We start from the raw sequence: 15,001 nt of genomic DNA on the forward strand, positions 1-15,001 counted from the left end.
GGGCAGCCCTCACTGCCCGCCGCCGGGATCGGGGGGATCAGAACGTCGGAGTGACCGAGCCGGTGCCGGTGATCGTCGCGATCGATGCCGGGTAGCGGCCCGCCTGGAAGCTGACGTAGTTGTAGAGCCGCACGAACAGCGACAGCTGGTTCGCATACGTCTGCTCGAAGGCTTCAGCGCGGACCGAGCCCTCCCACAGGTAGATGTCGGGCATGCGAGCCACCAGGATCACGTCCTGGTTGGTTCCGGCGCCCAGGTTCGTCGCCAGGTTGGCGTCCGTGTACACGGGCAGGCCGAGCATCTCCCCGACGTGGCCCTGAGCGGCCAGCGCCCCGGGCACGCCCGTCGCGTTCATCGGGCCGTTGGCCGTGGGCACCACCAGCGGGCGGTTCGAGGAGTCGGACTGCGCCATCGCCCACGCCCAGCGGCGCGGGTGCATGATGATGTGCGTCGGCGGCAGGAAGCGGGCACCGTGGATCGCGGAGACGGCCGCGCCGATCGACGAGTACATGCCGCCCGCGCCACCAAGCGCCGGCGTCGCCTGAGTCCAGGCCACGCTGTTCGTGCCCGCCAGGGTCGTGATGCCGGTGACCTGGCCGCTGGAGCCAGACCCGGCCAGCACCTGGAGGTCGGCCTTCTTCGCGTAGTCCGCCGCCAGGTCGCCGAGGACCAGGTCGTCGACGTTCAGCGGGGACTGCTCGACCAACTGCATCGACATCGTCTGGCCGCCGGCGATCGTGATGACCGGCGAGGACACCGACGTGGTCGTCATATCGGTGTTCTGGACAGCCGAGTTCTGTGTGGCCTGCACGGCCGCGGCGGTACCGGTGAGCACCTTGGGGATGTTGATGCTGTTGGTGCCCGGCGGGACGTCGCCCTGCACGCACAGGTCCGCAGTCACGCGGCCGGCGCGCGCCAGCGCTACGAATTGGTCTTCCAGCCACAGGGGCGGCACGAACTCGCCGCCCGCGCCCGCGGTGGTGGAGATCGCGCGGGCCTCGGCGACCATGCGGTCGTTACGGCGCAGCCGCTCGATCGCCGCGCTGTCGCCGGTGCGCCGCGCCTGGTACAGGTCACGGAAGTAGGACTGGCCGCCAGTGCCGGAGCGGTAGACCTGCGGCTCGGTGACCGAGGTACCGGCCGCGGCGCGCCGGGTCTCGGGCTCGGGGGCCGCGTACCGCTTGGCGACCTCGGCGGCAGCCTCGTCGGCACGGATCTGCTCATCGAGCTCGCCGATCCGGGCGTCGATGGCACGGATCTCGCCCTCGCCGGTGTCGAACTTGGCCTTCTCGTCGTCGGTGAGCGCGGTGCGCTCCTCGGTGGCTACGGTCTCCAGGATCGCGTCGAGGGCAGCACGCTGCTCGGCACGCTTCTCCTGGAGAGCCTTGATCATGTCCCGCTTGTTCACGGGGGCTCCTCTGGTCGAGATGGGCGTGCCTGCCGTCGAAACGGGTGGTGGTCCGGGTGGTGCCCCAACTGGCGGGGTCCGGCGCGGACTCCGGCGCGTGGCCGGGCAGGCGGAAAACCCGGCAGCCGAACGGCTCCGGGTGGTCTGTGGGGTGCGGCTACAGGGCCAGGGCGCGGGCCCGGCGCCGGTACAGGTCCAGGTCGGCCGGATGCGGCAGCGGCTCGTCCTCGACGGCCGGCGCCTCGCGCTCGGCGAACTCGCCGGCGAGCCGATCGAAGACCTCGCGGCGCTCGTCCGGACCGAGACGCTGGAGATGCCCAGCAAGATCACGGGCGTTGAGCTGTGCGCCCGCCGTGTGCGGGTTCGCGCCGTAGTTGACGACGCTGACGTCGCCCTTGTTCAAGTTCACTTCGAGGATGTCGCGCTGCTCGAAGTCCGGGGACCACTGCTGGCGGGTCACCCAGAACGCGAACGACATCTCGTCGAGGTCGCCGCGCTCCATCGCCGAACGCAGCGACTGCACGGCCGGGTTCGACGGGTCCAGGCGGGCCTCGGTGTGCAGACCACTGGAATCCTCCGCCAGCTGGAGCGTGCCGCTCTTGGTGCGGGCCAGCGTCATCCCGGAGTGATTGACCAGGAACGGCACGTCGGCGGACTCGCTAAGGGTCTTCTTGAAGGCGCCAGACCGCACGACCTCCGTGTACGGGCCAAGCCAGTCCTGCATCTCGTAGGACGCCTCCGTCACGCAGGCGTACCCGGTGAACGTCAGGACGTCGCCGCCCGTCCCGTCGGGCGCCGAGCGCAGCTCGATCCCCTTGAAGGGCATGCCGCGGCGCTCGACGGCGGCGGGCTTCACATCGCGTGCGCTGAGGTCCATCACTTCTCCTGTCCGGACTCGGCCGCCGACTTGGGTGTCTGCGCCCCTGCGTCGCCCTGCGGGGCGTCGGTGTGCGCCGAGTTGAGCGGCGCGAACGGGTCGGTGCCCTTGCCGTCAGGCAGCGGGGCGAGGTTCTCCAGGGCCCGGATCTCGTCCGGCGTCATGAGCGCCGCGTTGCGGGCCATCGAATAGACCGCATACCGGCCCGCGGTGTCGGTCCTCAGTAGCGCGTCCACGTTGAAGCGGGCCGCCTGCGGCTTGGGCAGCATCGCCGACCAGCCATCCTCGAAAGTCCCGATCCAGCTGGCCAGCGTGTAGCGCAGAAAGCCGAGCGACTGCTGCTCGATGCCGGTGCCCCACGACGTGGTGCGGTCGACCTGGCCGAGCATGTGCGGCGGCAGCCCGAACAGCATCGCGATGTCGATGTTCTGCGCTGCCCGCGTCCCCAAGAACTGGGCGTCCTCCGGACTGACGGAAATCGGCGTCCACTTGGCGCCGCCGGACAGCACACCGACCGCATGCGAGTTCTGCAACCCCGAGTGCGAGGCGCTGAACGACTCCTTCAGCTGGCGGGCGCGCTCCTTGTCGAGGTCGCCGTCCAGGCTGATCACGCCGGACAGGTGGGCGCCCTGCCCGTAGAAGCGGGAGCCGAACTCCTCGGCGGCCAGACCGAGACCGATGGACTGGCGGGCGTAAGAGATCACGCTCATACCGGTCGGAGACTCCGGCATGCCCATCCCCATGAGGTGGACCATGTCGGCTGCGTCCACCGGCTTGCGGGAGATCTTGTAGGTGCGCCGGCCCGCGTCGTCGAAACGGCACTGCACCCGGTCCGGATGCAGAACCCTCAGCCGGGTCGGACGCAGCAGTCCGTCCCGCGCGGTGATCGCCGCATAGGCGTTGCCGCGGAGCAGCAGCGACACCATCATCTGCGTGAACCCGGCCCGCCGGGTCGGCATCGACGTGTCGCTCGCCCCGCCGAACGGATCACTGACGATCCCCGGCGGAGGCTCCATCGTCTCCCGCAGCTCCCCGCGCATCCGCACCGCGTCGAACGGCAGCCCGGCCACCGTCGTGGACAGGATCCGCACGCAGGCCGCGACGGCCAGCAGCTGCATCGCCGTGTCCTCGGTCACCGGCACACCCGCGGCGGTCAGCGGGGCCAGGGAGGCGTTCGACGGCACCGACCACGGGTCGCCTGCGCCCGACTGGGGACCGCTGAAGCGCCGTTCGGGGCTGCGGGCGAGCGCTCTACGCATCAGGCTCATTGCCCACCACCCACCCGATCAGCAGCAGGACCAGACCCGTCACAACCAGCCCGACCACCGGCACCCACCACCACGCCGCACCCACCAGACAGCCCAGACCGGCCAGATCGACGACGTCGGACACCGAACTGCGGGGAATGCGGAAGGACAGCTTGGGGAGGCGCACGGCACCTCCTACAGGTCGGCCCAGGAGAAGAACTGCGGCTCGGGCAGCCGTTCCGGCTCGGTACAGGCACGTTCCAGCGCCATCACGGCCGACACGGCGAGGTCAATCTTGCGGGGGCTGCCCTTGGCGTCCTTCGATAGCCGCGAGCCGCGCGAATCAGTCCGCACCACGCAGTTCGCGAGATGCCGGGCCAGCCGCGGATCCCCGGAATGCGTCAGAGACCGGTTCATGACCGCCTCGAAGAACCTGGTCGTCGCCGGGATCATCCGGGCGGGCGACTGAGGAAACTCGACGACCGGGAGCCCTTCGTCCTCCAGGACTTGGTAGGTGCGGCCCCACCGGTACGGGTCACACACGATCTCCCGGACATTCCAGCGCCGGCAGGCCGCCCGGATAGCCGCCTCGACGTCCACGATGGGCACCGTCCAGTCGTTCCCCGCCGTCGATGGGCGCTCCCACGCCTCCACCACGTCCACATGCGGCACCTCGCCGCCACCGGACGGGCAGGACACGACCACCAGGGCCGTGCTGTCGCCATTGAACGACCCGTCGAAGCCCAGGCAGACCTCGACGCCGTCCGGCACGCTCTCTACGCCCATACAGGCGTCCCAGGCGCCCGCCGGAAGCCACGCCGCGGCCGTATTGACCCACTGGTTCAGGCGCTTCGTGCGGAACTCGGCCTCTGGTGTGCGGCGGATCGAGGACTGGAAGTCCTCGACCGACACGATGTCGCCCAGCCCTGGGTTGGCCAGGTGCCAGGTCCGCTCGTCGCGGTGATCGGCGCCTTCCGGAGCGCCCCACCAGGCGAAGTAGAACGCCGGGTCCTCGAACTCGCCCTGGATGACCTGACATCCGTACTGGTACATCGAGTAGCAGAGACTGTCTCTGCCCGTCGTGTCCGACTTGACGCCGGCCGTGGTGATGCCGACCATCAGCGGCTCGACACGAGCCCCCGATGCCAGGGAGAGCGTGTCCCACAGTTCGCGGTTCGGCTGGGCATGGACCTCGTCGGCCACCGTCAGATGCGGGTTGAGGCCCTCCTTGGTGAACGCCTCGCTCGACAGGACCCGGTACACCGACCCCGTCGACGGCATCTCGATCGCGTCCCGGTAGGTCTTGAAGTAGTTCGCGAACTCCGGCTCCAGATCGATCATCTTCTTCGCCGTACCGAAGACGATCCGCGCCTGCTCCTTGTCCGCAGCGATCGAGTACACCTCGCCGCCCGCAGGACCGAAGGCTAGCCCGTACAGCGCGATACCCGCGCCCAACGCGGACTTGCCCTGCTTGCGGGGCATGCCGATGAGCGCCTGGCGGTGCTTGAGCCGCCCGTCCGCACGCCGGGCAAGCAGACCGCCCACCAGGTCGACCTGCCAGGGACGCAGTTTGAGTAGCGACCCGGACGGTCCGCCGATCGAATCCTTCGTGACTCGCAGCAGACGCTCGGCGAAGGTGACGAAGTCTGGGCCGTCACCCCGCTCGACGTCTTCGGGGGCAACTTGAGAAAGCCACAGCGGCGGGTGGGCTCCTACTCCTAGACTTTCAGCATGAGTAACCACAACACACCCCCACCATGCTCTGTAGTGGAGTGCGATCGACGATCTCAGGCGCGGGGGTATTGCCAAACGCACTACGCGCGCTATCGCAAGACAGGGGATGCTGGCGGCCCCATCGAGGAGCGTCAGCCCCGGGCATCCGCATGTACCGCCGAAGACTGCGACCGTCCAGTACTTGCCGTAGGGCTGTGCGGCGCTCACTACCGACGACGGCGTGTCGAGGGAGACATCCAGTCAGCGAGGCCAGTCCGAAGTTACCTACCCGGTAAAGCCTGCACGGCGGAGGACTGCTCCAACGCAGCCTCCGCACGAGGCCTCTGCGGAATGCATTACGCACGCTTCCGCCGGTGGGGTGACCCCAACGCCCGGTACCAACCCAAGGGGCACGTCACCAAGAGCGGCTACCGCATGGCCTACGCCCCCCAGCACCCGATGGCGCAACGCAACGGCCACGTTCTGGAGCACCGCCTAGTGATGGCCGAGCATCTGGGCCGCCCCCTGCTACCCGCCGAAGAGGTCCACCACCTCAACGGCGACAAACTGGACAACCGGATCGAAAATCTGGAGCTATGGGTGAGGAGTCAGCCGGCTGGTCAACGAGCCCGCGACTTGATCACTTGGGCGCGCAGTATCGAAGCCCGATATGGAGCGGCTCACGACGAGGGCCTTCTCTAGCCGACGCGCCCCGACTTTCGGGCCAGCATCTCCTCGAAGGCTGTCTTCGCCTTCACCTCGGCCACCCCGAGCCGGGAGCGGTCCGTCGGCGTCATCCCGAGTGCCGACAGCAGCTTCGAGATCTCCGTCTCCAGCGTGGACAGCATCCCGACCAGCGGATTCGGATACGCATAGCCCTTGTCCGTGAACAGGACCGGCTCCGTCGACTCCAGCCGAGCGAGGAAGTCCTGTCGGCGGTCGAACTTCTCGCAGACCAGCACCAGCGCGGGCCGGTCGGTCTCGGCCAGCCACTTGCACTCGTCGATGACGAGCCGCCACACCGCGCCGCCGGCCGGGCCGAGATGCTTTGGGGTGTCGTCAGCAACCGGAGGCAACGCGACGACCTTTGAGACGTCGGCGATAGGCCGCTTGCCGGGATTACCGAGCTTTCGCTTACGTTCCGTGGGTGTAGGCGGTCTCCCTGCCGTCATGATCACCACCCCTTGCCGAGACCCCCCGGGTCAAAATTCCGCGGCCGTGTTTGGGGGCTGGGGGCCGGGTCCCTTAACGATCTTCGCTTTCGAGATTTTCCCCGCCCCCCTCGCGTGCACGCACAGCAACCCGACTCACGCAGCGTGACGAACGCGCCTCTGTGTGAGGCACCTTGCCCCGAAGCGCCTCCCCGGCTCACGCCGTGCCGCTACGGTGCTGAGCTCTGCTGCTGCGACAGGACGGCAGCCAGTGGCTGGAGGTGGGGCCGTGGGGTTCATCAAGGGTGCCAAGTCCGACGCGATCGGACAGCAGGCAGCGCGTGCGATAGCCGAGGGCCGGCGTGTGTTCGCGTGCCGCGTGAACGAGGGCGGCTGGAACGACAACTGGGGCGGCTCCCTGTCCGGGGTGGCCGAGCAGATCGAAGCAGTGGAAACACAGGGCTGGCGTCTGGACAAGGCATCATTCCTGCCCGGCAAGGGCCAGAACGTCAGCGCATTCCTGATCTTCAGACGGGGGGTATGACCCGACCCCCTTCCGGAAACTGAGCCCACCCCTCGAATCCTCGCCGCCTGAAAACCTGGACCAGGGGGGTCTATGCGCTGTTGTGCTTGCGGGAGTTGCACCCCCGGCACAGCACCTGCACGTTGGCCAGGTCGTCCGTGCCGCCCTTGCTCTTGGGCGTGATGTGGTCGCCGGTCAGATCGCTGGCCGGGTGAGCGGGGACGTTCCAGCCGGGGCACCACTCGCCATACACCTGCCGGTGTGCAACGACGGCCTGCGACCGCACCTGTCGCCACCTGGCCCCGTAGCCGCGCTGGGTAGATGATCCGCGCCGCGCCTCGAAGCTGGCGGTGCAGTCGTCGCAGCGTGACGGGTTGCGGGTGAGGCGCTGGCATTCGAGGCAGGGCCTCGGCCTAGGCATCGGACCAGCCGGGCGGCAACTCGACCGGATCCGGCGCGGGTTCTGGCTGCGGCGCCGGCTCGGGCGTGCAATTGCAGGGCGGCGCCGTGCAGGTCTTCGCGTGGACCAGAGCCGCGGCATCGAGGCTGATCGAGTGGTCGATGCAGGCGTAGACGCTGCGCGCGTTGTCGGACTCGACGGGAAGCGGCCCGAAATCGGGCGGAGGCCCCTGTGGATCGGCAAGCGCCGTAGCCAGGTCGCGCCGGGCCTGCTCCAGAGCCACGAACGCCGCGAACTCATCGTCGGTGAGCCTGCGAGTCCAGTGGACGACGGGAGGCGCGCCGCAACGGATGCAGGCAAGGCCGCTGGCCGGGGTGGTCATCACGATCACTCCTCAGAAGCCGAAGCTATCGAAGCGGTTGAACTCGGACTTGAAGCGCGGGTCGCTCAGGAGATGCGGGCGAAGGATCTCGAACGCTGTGCGTCCTGGGTCCTTTCGCGGACGCAGGGTGTCGGGGATGCCGATCATTTCGCCGGTTCCGTTCCCGGTGACCAGTAGGCGCTCCATCTCTGCCTGGTAGTCCACACACATGCCGCTCAGGAGCTCACGGAGCAGATCCCGTTCCGCCGGAGTGCTTTCGTCGCGGCTCACCATGTCGTCGATGGCGAGTCTTTCCGGACGCCGTTGCTCACCGGCGAGTTGGTTGGCCATGAGATTCCTAGCTGGTGGTCTGGTCGTCGATGAGGCCGAGATTCTTGAGGGCGGCGATCAGCGAGACGAGGGCGGCGCCCGATGCGCGACTGCCGGTGACGGTCGGCCGGGTGGTCGGCGTCTTTCCCCAGAAACCGATGGTCGCGGTGCCGGGGGCGCCGGTGTGGCTGATGTTCCCGCTTGCGGCGATCGGGCCGACGACGTTGAGTCCGGCGAGGAAGGCAGTGCCCTGTTCGACGGCGGTGACCCGGTTGAGGAGATCATCGAGGTAGCCGTTCAGGGTGACGACGGTGCCGTTCAGCCCGGACAGGGCGCCGGTGGTGGCGAAGGTGGCGTTCCCGTAGGCCCGATCACCGTGGGGGTCGCTGGCGCCGGTATGGGCGGACACGGCGCTCGTGGCGGCACCCGAGGCGTCGGCGCCGACATCCGCAGCGGCCAGGACGACCGCGCCGGTCTTCGCGTTGACGGACTGCACGAGGTTGACGACCAGATAGGTCCCGCTCGCGGGACTTGCGGCCGGAGTCGCCGCGGGCAGCGACACGGTGGGCGTCGCCTTGGGCAGGCTCAGCGGGAAGGAGTCGCCAGGCGCATCGGTGAAGGCGATCCGCACGTCGTAGGTGAAGCCGGTCGGGCTGATGCCGGCCGAGTCGGTGGCAACGACCGTCATCGTGAACGACCCCGCAGCGTCGAGGTTTTGGGCCGCGGGGCCTTGCACGACGAGCCCGGACGTCGCCGCAACGATCTTTCCCGGGTGCGGGCAGAGACTGACGGTGCCGCGCATCGGCGTGCCGTCGGGGTGCGTGTAGGTGCCGGACACCGTGACGGTGCTGATTCCGACGGGAAGCGTCACGGGCACCTCCAGACGGCGAGTTGGGCCCGCTCCGGCCCTCGGTGAGTGAGGCCGGAGCGGGTGTCCCGCCGTGAGCCCAGGGAGGCGGCGGGACGTCGGGGCACCGCTGGGGGGATTCCGGCGCCCCGAGACAGGGGGTCAGGCGGCTTTGGGGGCGCGCTGCGGGGCGGGCCGGTAGCGGGCGGCGAGGGGCAGGATCTCGGGGAGGGCGTACATGGTCCGGTACTCGTGACCTTGGCCGGAGTAGCCGTCGCCCGGGTATCGGCGGATCTTGCCCCGCGAGGCCCACTTGCGGATGACCGGGCCGGGGACGCCGGTCGCTTCGGTCGCTTCATGCTCGAAGACGAGATCGTCGGGGTACAGCTCGGCAGGACGCATCTCGCCCCCTGACATGCAGAAAGCCCCCGGCGGAAGCAGGGGGCTCAAGGTGCTGCGGACACAGTTGTGTTCCGACGAACGCACTGTGACATATGGGTGATCCAACGGTCAAGCAGTTCTGGGGGCAATCAGCTCCACTCAACGCTGCCCTTGCCGTTGAGTCGTTCGTAGTCGTCCCAGAAGCGGGCCGATCGCTCCTTGCTGGCCCGCTCTGCGTTCTGCCATCCCTGCTTCAGTGCGGCGTCAATGCGCTCGGAGGTCTCGCGCTGCTTACGGTCCGCCCGGGATTCTCGGCGCAGCGGCTGCGGGTCAGTGCCCGGGGTGTCGGACTTCGGATACTTGGGCGTGAACAGACCCATGGTCACTTCTCCCTTTTGCCGTTGATGAGGTGGAGCGCCGCCTCGGTGAGCCCGGTTGCGGCGGCGTCGTTGCCTTTGTCGTGGGCGCGGGCCGCGGCCTGCGAGAAGCTCTTGATGAGGTCGTCGCGCTTCTGCTCGTCGCTGTCTTGCTGGCGAGGTTCGGGCATGGCTCGGGTCTCCTTCACTGCCGATTGTGGGTCTTGGCCCACAGGCCGCTGGTGCGGGTGTGGACGTTGCGCTGGTCCTGGTGGACGGGCCCGCTGTAGTGCTGGTGGATCTCAGCGGGCGCCGCGGCGACGACTTCCTTGGCGCCGCGCAGCAGTCGGGCGACGGCGAGGATCGGGGCGGCGAGCGCGGCGGGTGCGGCGCAGATGCAGCCGATGACGGTCGGGTTGGCCTGCCCCGAGGCGAGCAGCAGCCCGATCGCGATAAGCCCCGGCGGGACCGTGGCCACCCCGCAGTACAGAGCCGTGCGGCCGATGTCCGTGGAGCGCTGCGACATCGGCGGAACCCCCGGCTGGGGTACGGCCGGTGCGGTGCCGATCTTCGGTCCGTCCGCCCACGACGGGACCGTGGGGTCGGTGCTGCGGTACGAGGTGGGCGCCTGGAGGGCGTCCTCGACGGCGGCGAGGAGCTGCTGGGCTTGATGGCTGAGGTCGGGCTGCCCGGCCGTGACGGTCGGGCGCTGGCCGGGCAGCGGCATGGGGTCAGTCCTCCTGCGGCGTGTAGTCGACGCTGCGGGCGAGGATCGCCATGGCGACGCGCTGCGAGTCGGCGCCGGCGCGGTCACACAGCCGGTCGGCGGGTCCGCTGTCGTTGTTGGCGATGGCGCGGGCTGCGGCGTCGATCTCCGCCCCTGTGACGATGATTTCGGGCTGCTTGCGGCTGAACAGGCCCATGGCGGGCCTCCCTTCGGTCGAGTTCGTTGGTTGTCAGTGCTTCCGGCCGAGGCGGGTCGTCATCGTGGCCTCCAGCAGCTCGGCGGCCTCAGTGCCGTCTGTGGTGCGGGTCTCGAATCGCTCGCCGACCTCGCGGACGATCCGGGAGGTGGTCTCGGTGTCGCCGGCGTGCTTCGCGGCGATGTAGTCGCGGGTGCTCTGGTACTTCGGCTCACTCATGCGGAGTTCCTCTCACTTGGCAATGAGGTGGTCGGGATGGCCGTTGATCATGTGGTCGACGCATTCGGGGCAGTCCTCGCGCGGGGCCAGGTGCGCGTGGACGCGGCGGCTGTCGTAGGCATGCAGCCAGCACTGGCGGCATTCGCCTCGCGGGGCCGGGCGCATCAGAGCCAGCTGAAGCCGGACCGCTTCGTCGCCCGGTCGATGGCCTTCTGCTTCTTCGCTTCGAACCGGGCCCGGTCGCGGGCCTCGACGGCGGCCTGGCGGATCTCGCGCTTCTCCGTCTCGCGGATCTCGGCGCGCTCGATCGTCCGGTCGATGCGCCGCTCCTCGGCGTCCGTGAGGTAGCCGCGGCGGAGGGCCGCCAACAGGCTCGTGCCGAGGATCTTGGCGGCCTCGCGGTGGTTGACGCTGTCGCGGTCGTTGATCGGCATGGCGGTGCTCCTTTTCGTGGTGGGTGGGGTGCGAAAACGCTGTTTCTGGGGGTCGTGGAGGTGTGGGGCGGGGCGCCTCACCTCCTCACCAAAACGCCGTTTGTGCAGGTCGCGGCCGGTGGGGTGGCTTGGTGGGGCGGTTGGTGGAAAGTCACCGCCCCACCTGAGCCTCACCAAGGTCGTTTACGTCGTCCTCGCGGCCGTCGAGGGCCTTCTGGACGTGGCTCAAGTGGATGACGGGGTAGCCCTGATAGGTCCCCGTGTCCTCGCCGTGATCGGTCATCAGGCGCCGCAGCCGGACGCCGTCCCAGTCGGTGTAGACGGCCGGGTTGAGGTTCTTCAGCCGGTGGATGATCTCCGGGGTGCGGACACGCTTCTCACCCGCGAGCACCCGCTCCAGATCGGCGAGATGGTCGACGTCCTCAACGGATTCCAGCGTGGGCAGCGCGGCGACGCGCAGACGGAGGGCCCTGGCACGGTCGGCGACGTCTTGAGCATCGGGCTCGGTGTCCACAAAGTGCGTGCGCACGGTCAGCGACGCCTCGCCGGGAGGGAGCGTGACCCCATCTCCGGCCACGACCAGGGTGCCCTTGTCCAGGCCCTGCCGCAGGAGATGCGGCGCCGCACCACCGTCGACGGCCTTGTCGCCAAGCGCCATCCGTGCCTGCGACTCTGTGCCCACGACCAGAGACGCCCGGATATGGGCGCCCTCGCGCACCAGCTTCGGCAGGTTCTGGTCGGTCGGGTCCTGGGTGCCCTCCCACAGCAGAACATCGACCGCCCTGCCCTGGTTGTGGATCCTGCGGGCAGCCATGAAGTACCTGCTCGTGGACTTGGAACCGCCATACGGGGCGCCGTCCTTGACTCGCCCGTCATCCATGACGATCTGAGTCTTGGCGGGGTTCATGAAGGCGACCTGCGCCTCGTCCACGATGACGATCAGCGGGTCCCATTTCGTGCCCGCCGGAGCCAGGAGGCGGCGGTTCATCTCCTCGACGGCATCCTCGACCATCTCCGTCACATCAACGGCGTGCTCGTCCGTCGGCCCTTCGATCAGGCGGTTCGCCATGCCGGAGAACATGCGCCAGTCGCCGATGCCCTTCAGGTCGCCGATCCAGAACTCGACCGACCGGTCGAAGGCCAACCAGAGAGCCAAGGACCGCAGCGCTGCCGTTTTGCCCTGGTTGGACAGGCCGGTGATCAGGACGTGCCGCTGGTAGAGGCTCAGCGTGACCGGCTCGCCGCGCAGATTCTGCCCCCAAGGGGCGCATCCGCTCTTGTAGTTGGCGGTCGGCTCAGGGTCGGTGACCAGCGGAGACGGCCCGATCGGCTCGTCGAGGGCGCCTGAGTCGGCGATCCACAGCTTCACGGTGCGCGGCTGCGGCGACTTGAGGATGAACACCTCGTGTTCGTGCCGGCCGAGGTTCTCGGCGAGCTTGCGGCGCTTGGGCTGGACCTCATCGGTGGAGACGCTGGAGGGCAGCGTGACGTCGACCTCGACGCCGCACCCGGCCATCGCGATCGGGGACAGCATCGACGCGCCGCCATCCTCCATCGCCAGGATGGCCTTCTTCAGCTCGGAAATCCGCAGGTCACGGAAGGCCTTCACCACGATCGACGGGGTGATCAGCTCCCCTCCGGCGCTGCGCTGCTTCACCGGGAGCGCCCACTGCGGGGCCGTCTCGCGCTGCCGCCCAACTCCCCACAGGGACAGCAGGACCAGCCACGGCGCGGTGACGATGAACGGACCCCACACGACGGACGCGACAACAACCGCCCAATGCACCAAGTCGATGGCCGTGGCGATCGGCACCAGCACCTGAGCTGGGTCTTTCTCCGATATGGCCATGAGGACGCCGAGCCCGATCAGGCTGCCCGCACCGATTCCGGTGGCGACGGCAACACCTTTGGCCGCGTCAACCGGGGACTTGAGGAGGTCCATGCGGCGGGCGTGACGGGCGGCCCGGTACTGGCGCCCCTTCTCCTCCCACTCCTTGATCTCCTCATACTTCCCGGCCGCCTCACAGGACCGAATCATCCGCTCGTAGCGTGCGGCAGTGCGCCCGTCCCAGGCGCGGCGCCCGACGATGCGGGTCCCGCCGACGACGTACATGCCGTGCCGGACCGCGAGACGCCCCAGCGTGCGGGTGCGCTCATCGGTGATGACGTCCCTGGCGTTGCGGGCGGCCCGCCGGTACAGGGCTTCGCGGCGCTCGACCGGCGACGCGGCAGGAGCCGGCACCAGCTTCAGCGCCGGCCGCTCGTTGTCCTTGCTCAGGTTCACGGGTTCGGCGGTCGTGGTCATCAGTTGTATCCCCCTCCGCCTTGGCCGACGGCGGTAGGTCCGGCCGGGCGCTCGGGGCCAGGCGTCGTGTCGAGGGCGGCGCGGCGGACGCGCCGGCCGTAGGAGTCGCCGGTACCGAGCCGGTTGCCGATGGCGGTACCGGACAGGTCCGGGTCGGCTTGCAGCCACCCGGTGGCGGTGCGGACGTGCTCCTCGAAGCTGGCGGTACTCGTCTTCGCGGTACCGGTCTTCTTGGCGGTCTTGCGGGCCGGTACTCGGCTGGAGCGCCGTACCGGTACCGGGGTCGCGGTCATCTCCGGTACGGCGGTGAGTTCCGGGCGTGCCGGTACCGCCTCCGGTACCGGTACTCGCTCAATGTCTGCGGCCGGTACCGCCCCGGCACCGGTACCGGGCTTGGCCTGCTTCTTTGTGGCCGGTACCGCCAGTGCGTGGACCCGCCAGATCGACAGCGGTACCAGCAGCGAAACGGCCGCCACGAGCGGTACCGACACGGCGACAACATGGGCGGCGAGCATGTGCGCGGCGACCTGCGCGGTACCCATCAGCACGAGGGAGAGAGCGATGTCCCGGCCGCGCGCCCGACGGATCGCGGCCACCACATAGACGTCGAGGGCGAGGGGCAGCAGTACCGCCACCGGTACCGCCGCGCCGATCGTGCGGGCGAGATCGTATTCGGCGGTCGCGGTGAACCCGACGCCCGCCACCAGAGAGACAGCGACGAGGGGGTCCCAGCCGGTACCGGTACGAGTACCGGTCTCCTGGGTCGTGCTCATGTCGCCCTCCGGACGCGGTCGATGAGGATGCCTCCGGCCAGCGCGGCGAGCGCCCACGGCTGCTCGGCCAAGACATGGATCGCGGTGAACACGGCGGCCAGCAGCCACGGTTCGTGGCCCAGCAGCAGGGTCAGGACGGCCAGCAGGAGCCAGGTGGAGGGGCGCACGGTCAGCTCCCCTTCACGCCGGGCCGGCGCCGGATCTTGGCGGGCTCGGGCTGAGTGTCGGGACGGTCGCCGGAAGCGCCGCTGGTCGTGACGCCACTGGAGTGGCCGTAGGGACGCCGGGTCTCCCAGCCGCGCTCACCACGCTGACGGAACGCCATCACGCCTCACCACCTGCGGCCTCGTCGTGCGAGCCGGCCGGGCACTGGTCGGTCCAGCAGCGGTGCAGACGGCAGGCTTCGGGGTGCTCGATCGTCAGGGAGTGCCACAGGTCGTCCGACATCGTGATCGGCTCCAGCACGGTCGCCATCACGCCACCGCCGGAGTCTGGATCCCGCGGATCTCGTCCATCAGCCGCGGCCCGCCACGGTGGGCAGCGTCCAACTCGGCCGCGTCGAGGATCACCTCGGTCATGCGGGACTCGTCGCCCCGAGCCCAAGCGGCGCGGAACTCGGTCAGCAGCTGAAGCGCGAGACGGTCCGGGTCGTGCGGGGCGGGCACCAGCGTCAACGCACGGGCCTGAGCAACCAGCGGGCTGCGCCGGGCGAGGTCGGCGTCGGAGAGGGAACGCAGGGTCTGAGTGTTCATG

At 69.2% G+C, this 15,001-nt stretch carries 26 protein-coding genes; 2 read left to right on the forward strand and 24 right to left on the reverse strand.

Annotation, left to right across the window (positions count from 1 at the left end):
- Window positions 1-37: 37 nt before the first annotated feature.
- The 5 genes from CG740_RS23165 to CG740_RS23185 all read right to left on the reverse strand — a co-directional run bounded on the left by CG740_RS23165 (window position 38) and on the right by CG740_RS23185 (window position 5,275).
- Window positions 38-1,408: a phage major capsid protein gene (locus CG740_RS23165; protein WP_100577152.1), complete on the reverse strand. Its 1,371-nt coding sequence runs from the start codon at window positions 1,406-1,408 to the stop codon at window positions 38-40.
- Window positions 1,409-1,565: 157 nt separating this feature from the next.
- Window positions 1,566-2,285: an HK97 family phage prohead protease gene (locus CG740_RS23170; RefSeq protein WP_100577153.1), complete on the reverse strand. Its 720-nt coding sequence runs from the start codon at window positions 2,283-2,285 to the stop codon at window positions 1,566-1,568.
- Complete coding sequence (locus CG740_RS23175) at window positions 2,285-3,544, reverse strand: phage portal protein (protein WP_234376435.1); 1,260 nt, start codon at window positions 3,542-3,544, stop codon at window positions 2,285-2,287. Before CG740_RS23175 ends, CG740_RS23170 begins: the two co-directional genes overlap by 1 nt.
- Window positions 3,537-3,719, reverse strand: a complete 183-nt coding sequence (locus CG740_RS23180; protein WP_100577155.1) for a hypothetical protein — start codon at window positions 3,717-3,719, stop codon at window positions 3,537-3,539. Before CG740_RS23180 ends, CG740_RS23175 begins: the two co-directional genes overlap by 8 nt.
- 8 nt (window positions 3,720-3,727) lie before the next feature.
- Window positions 3,728-5,275 carry a terminase large subunit domain-containing protein gene (locus tag CG740_RS23185; RefSeq protein ID WP_100577156.1) on the reverse strand — a complete coding sequence of 516 codons (1,548 nt, stop codon included), beginning with the start codon at window positions 5,273-5,275 and terminating at the stop codon, window positions 3,728-3,730.
- 405 nt (window positions 5,276-5,680) lie between these two features.
- Between CG740_RS23185 and CG740_RS23190 the strand changes: the two genes are divergently transcribed.
- Window positions 5,681-5,947, forward strand: coding sequence for an HNH endonuclease (locus CG740_RS23190; RefSeq protein WP_199846546.1), 267 nt, complete (start codon window positions 5,681-5,683; stop codon window positions 5,945-5,947).
- On the opposite strand, the gene CG740_RS23195 is transcribed toward CG740_RS23190, so the two are convergent.
- Window positions 5,944-6,321, reverse strand: a complete 378-nt coding sequence (locus CG740_RS23195) for a phage terminase small subunit P27 family (RefSeq protein WP_159030381.1) — start codon at window positions 6,319-6,321, stop codon at window positions 5,944-5,946. The genes CG740_RS23190 and CG740_RS23195 overlap by 4 nt on opposite strands.
- A gap of 364 nt (window positions 6,322-6,685) precedes the next feature.
- Between CG740_RS23195 and CG740_RS23200 the strand changes: the two genes are divergently transcribed.
- On the forward strand, window positions 6,686-6,940 hold the full coding sequence (locus CG740_RS23200; RefSeq protein WP_100577159.1) for a hypothetical protein: 255 nt from the start codon (window positions 6,686-6,688) through the stop codon (window positions 6,938-6,940).
- Window positions 6,941-7,010: 70 nt separating this feature from the next.
- On the opposite strand, the gene CG740_RS41095 is transcribed toward CG740_RS23200, so the two are convergent.
- The 18 genes from CG740_RS41095 to CG740_RS23270 all read right to left on the reverse strand — a co-directional run bounded on the left by CG740_RS41095 (window position 7,011) and on the right by CG740_RS23270 (window position 15,000).
- Window positions 7,011-7,205, reverse strand: a complete 195-nt coding sequence (locus CG740_RS41095; RefSeq protein WP_234376437.1) for an HNH endonuclease — start codon at window positions 7,203-7,205, stop codon at window positions 7,011-7,013.
- Window positions 7,206-7,332: 127 nt separating this feature from the next.
- Window positions 7,333-7,701, reverse strand: coding sequence for a hypothetical protein (locus CG740_RS23210; protein ID WP_100577161.1), 369 nt, complete (start codon window positions 7,699-7,701; stop codon window positions 7,333-7,335).
- Window positions 7,702-7,713: 12 nt separating this feature from the next.
- Complete coding sequence (locus CG740_RS23215; protein WP_100577162.1) at window positions 7,714-8,031, reverse strand: hypothetical protein; 318 nt, start codon at window positions 8,029-8,031, stop codon at window positions 7,714-7,716.
- A gap of 7 nt (window positions 8,032-8,038) precedes the next feature.
- On the reverse strand, window positions 8,039-8,881 hold the full coding sequence (locus tag CG740_RS23220) for a hypothetical protein (protein ID WP_100577163.1): 843 nt from the start codon (window positions 8,879-8,881) through the stop codon (window positions 8,039-8,041).
- A gap of 138 nt (window positions 8,882-9,019) precedes the next feature.
- Window positions 9,020-9,259, reverse strand: coding sequence for a hypothetical protein (locus tag CG740_RS23225; RefSeq protein WP_234376438.1), 240 nt, complete (start codon window positions 9,257-9,259; stop codon window positions 9,020-9,022).
- A gap of 128 nt (window positions 9,260-9,387) precedes the next feature.
- On the reverse strand, window positions 9,388-9,618 hold the full coding sequence (locus CG740_RS23230) for a hypothetical protein (protein WP_100577165.1): 231 nt from the start codon (window positions 9,616-9,618) through the stop codon (window positions 9,388-9,390).
- Between the two features lie 2 nt (window positions 9,619-9,620).
- Window positions 9,621-9,785, reverse strand: a complete 165-nt coding sequence (locus CG740_RS39810) for a hypothetical protein (RefSeq protein WP_159030382.1) — start codon at window positions 9,783-9,785, stop codon at window positions 9,621-9,623.
- A gap of 14 nt (window positions 9,786-9,799) precedes the next feature.
- A complete protein-coding gene (locus tag CG740_RS23235) occupies window positions 9,800-10,321 on the reverse strand; it encodes a hypothetical protein (RefSeq protein ID WP_100577166.1) in 522 nt (173 codons plus the stop codon).
- Window positions 10,322-10,325: 4 nt separating this feature from the next.
- Window positions 10,326-10,517 carry a hypothetical protein gene (locus CG740_RS23240; protein WP_100577167.1) on the reverse strand — a complete coding sequence of 64 codons (192 nt, stop codon included), beginning with the start codon at window positions 10,515-10,517 and terminating at the stop codon, window positions 10,326-10,328.
- Window positions 10,518-10,550: 33 nt separating this feature from the next.
- A complete protein-coding gene (locus CG740_RS23245) occupies window positions 10,551-10,736 on the reverse strand; it encodes a hypothetical protein (protein ID WP_100577168.1) in 186 nt (61 codons plus the stop codon).
- Window positions 10,737-10,748: 12 nt separating this feature from the next.
- Window positions 10,749-10,901, reverse strand: coding sequence for a pRL2-8 (locus tag CG740_RS23250; protein WP_100577169.1), 153 nt, complete (start codon window positions 10,899-10,901; stop codon window positions 10,749-10,751).
- Entirely contained in the window at window positions 10,901-11,170 is a 270-nt protein-coding gene (locus tag CG740_RS23255; RefSeq protein WP_100577170.1) for a hypothetical protein, read from the reverse strand. Before CG740_RS23255 ends, CG740_RS23250 begins: the two co-directional genes overlap by 1 nt.
- 151 nt (window positions 11,171-11,321) lie before the next feature.
- Window positions 11,322-13,475 (reverse strand): ATP-binding protein, encoded by a 2,154-nt coding sequence (locus tag CG740_RS23260; protein WP_234376439.1) that lies wholly within the window; start codon window positions 13,473-13,475, stop codon window positions 11,322-11,324.
- Window positions 13,475-14,248, reverse strand: a complete 774-nt coding sequence (locus CG740_RS23265; protein WP_100577171.1) for a hypothetical protein — start codon at window positions 14,246-14,248, stop codon at window positions 13,475-13,477. Before CG740_RS23265 ends, CG740_RS23260 begins: the two co-directional genes overlap by 1 nt.
- On the reverse strand, window positions 14,245-14,415 hold the full coding sequence (locus tag CG740_RS39815) for a hypothetical protein (protein ID WP_159030383.1): 171 nt from the start codon (window positions 14,413-14,415) through the stop codon (window positions 14,245-14,247). Before CG740_RS39815 ends, CG740_RS23265 begins: the two co-directional genes overlap by 4 nt.
- Before the next feature lie 2 nt (window positions 14,416-14,417).
- Window positions 14,418-14,573, reverse strand: a complete 156-nt coding sequence (locus CG740_RS39820; protein ID WP_159030384.1) for a hypothetical protein — start codon at window positions 14,571-14,573, stop codon at window positions 14,418-14,420.
- Window positions 14,573-14,722: a hypothetical protein gene (locus tag CG740_RS39825; protein WP_159030385.1), complete on the reverse strand. Its 150-nt coding sequence runs from the start codon at window positions 14,720-14,722 to the stop codon at window positions 14,573-14,575. The genes CG740_RS39820 and CG740_RS39825 overlap by 1 nt, the downstream gene beginning before the upstream one ends.
- Entirely contained in the window at window positions 14,722-15,000 is a 279-nt protein-coding gene (locus CG740_RS23270) for a hypothetical protein (RefSeq protein ID WP_100577172.1), read from the reverse strand. Before CG740_RS23270 ends, CG740_RS39825 begins: the two co-directional genes overlap by 1 nt.
- Window position 15,001: the final 1 nt, after the last annotated feature.

Origin of the sequence: Streptomyces sp. CB01201, from assembly GCF_002803085.1 — a bacterium.
GTDB classification, from domain to species: Bacteria; Actinomycetota; Actinomycetes; order Streptomycetales; family Streptomycetaceae; genus Streptomyces; species Streptomyces hundungensis.

Excerpts from the sequence above, each read along its gene's own strand:
- CG740_RS23170 (WP_100577153.1), bottom strand. The coding sequence starts at position 2,285 with ATGGACCTCAGCGCACGCGATGTGAAGCCCGCCGCCGTCGAGCGCCGC.
- CG740_RS23175 (WP_234376435.1), bottom strand. The coding sequence starts at position 3,544 with ATGCGTAGAGCGCTCGCCCGCAGCCCCGAACGGCGCTTCAGCGGTCCC.
- CG740_RS23190 (WP_199846546.1), top strand. The coding sequence starts at position 5,681 with ATGGCCTACGCCCCCCAGCACCCGATGGCGCAACGCAACGGCCACGTT.
- CG740_RS23210 (WP_100577161.1), bottom strand. The coding sequence starts at position 7,701 with ATGACCACCCCGGCCAGCGGCCTTGCCTGCATCCGTTGCGGCGCGCCT.
- CG740_RS23215 (WP_100577162.1), bottom strand. The coding sequence starts at position 8,031 with ATGGCCAACCAACTCGCCGGTGAGCAACGGCGTCCGGAAAGACTCGCC.
- CG740_RS23225 (WP_234376438.1), bottom strand. The coding sequence starts at position 9,259 with ATGCGTCCTGCCGAGCTGTACCCCGACGATCTCGTCTTCGAGCATGAA.
- CG740_RS23230 (WP_100577165.1), bottom strand. The coding sequence starts at position 9,618 with ATGGGTCTGTTCACGCCCAAGTATCCGAAGTCCGACACCCCGGGCACT.
- CG740_RS39810 (WP_159030382.1), bottom strand. The coding sequence starts at position 9,785 with ATGCCCGAACCTCGCCAGCAAGACAGCGACGAGCAGAAGCGCGACGAC.
- CG740_RS23235 (WP_100577166.1), bottom strand. The coding sequence starts at position 10,321 with ATGCCGCTGCCCGGCCAGCGCCCGACCGTCACGGCCGGGCAGCCCGAC.
- CG740_RS23240 (WP_100577167.1), bottom strand. The coding sequence starts at position 10,517 with ATGGGCCTGTTCAGCCGCAAGCAGCCCGAAATCATCGTCACAGGGGCG.
- CG740_RS23245 (WP_100577168.1), bottom strand. The coding sequence starts at position 10,736 with ATGAGTGAGCCGAAGTACCAGAGCACCCGCGACTACATCGCCGCGAAG.
- CG740_RS23250 (WP_100577169.1), bottom strand. The coding sequence starts at position 10,901 with ATGCGCCCGGCCCCGCGAGGCGAATGCCGCCAGTGCTGGCTGCATGCC.
- CG740_RS23255 (WP_100577170.1), bottom strand. The coding sequence starts at position 11,170 with ATGCCGATCAACGACCGCGACAGCGTCAACCACCGCGAGGCCGCCAAG.
- CG740_RS23260 (WP_234376439.1), bottom strand. The coding sequence starts at position 13,475 with ATGACCACGACCGCCGAACCCGTGAACCTGAGCAAGGACAACGAGCGG.
- CG740_RS23265 (WP_100577171.1), bottom strand. The coding sequence starts at position 14,248 with ATGAGCACGACCCAGGAGACCGGTACTCGTACCGGTACCGGCTGGGAC.
- CG740_RS39820 (WP_159030384.1), bottom strand. The coding sequence starts at position 14,573 with ATGGCGTTCCGTCAGCGTGGTGAGCGCGGCTGGGAGACCCGGCGTCCC.
- CG740_RS39825 (WP_159030385.1), bottom strand. The coding sequence starts at position 14,722 with ATGGCGACCGTGCTGGAGCCGATCACGATGTCGGACGACCTGTGGCAC.
- CG740_RS23270 (WP_100577172.1), bottom strand. The coding sequence starts at position 15,000 with ATGAACACTCAGACCCTGCGTTCCCTCTCCGACGCCGACCTCGCCCGG.